The organism is Collinsella sp. LCP19S3_B7, assembly GCF_052121795.1.
GTDB lineage: Bacteria > Actinomycetota > Coriobacteriia > Coriobacteriales > Coriobacteriaceae > Collinsella.
Genome location: NZ_JBQKDO010000052.1, coordinates 1 through 341, shown reverse-complemented (window position 1 = coordinate 341; position 341 = coordinate 1). Strand labels below are relative to the sequence as shown.

General features: G+C 66.3%; 1 protein-coding gene. It reads right to left on the bottom strand.

Features of this window, described 5'->3' with window-relative positions:
* Positions 1 to 292, bottom strand: a 292-nt coding sequence (locus ACTQW0_RS08545; protein ID WP_441567794.1) for a hypothetical protein, incomplete at its 3' end; no start/stop codon positions are given.
* Positions 293 to 341: the final 49 nt, after the last annotated feature.

The window sequence follows — 341 nt, the reverse complement described above, 5'->3', positions numbered from 1 at the left end:
CGGCTTTTAAAACGTCCTGCACCGCCCTCAGCACCGCGTTCTCGAGCCTGAGCCGCTCGATCAGGGCGTCCTTGTCCTCCGGGTCGATGTCGGGGTAGTCGGGGCCGTCCCCGACGAGTCGCGGCAGGTCCATTCCTCCACCGGCCCTTCCCGCGGGCTTGCGCACGTCCCTGATCCAGCGCCAGACGGACGTCTTGCCGGGCCCGCCGAGTATCTCGGTTATCTCCATGACGGTGAGCCCGGCGCCGCGAAGCGCCCTGGCCCTCTCCACCATTCTCCTACTGTATGCCATGCGGACTCCGTTCCGGACCTCAACGGTCCAACTTTTTGTCCGCAGTCCC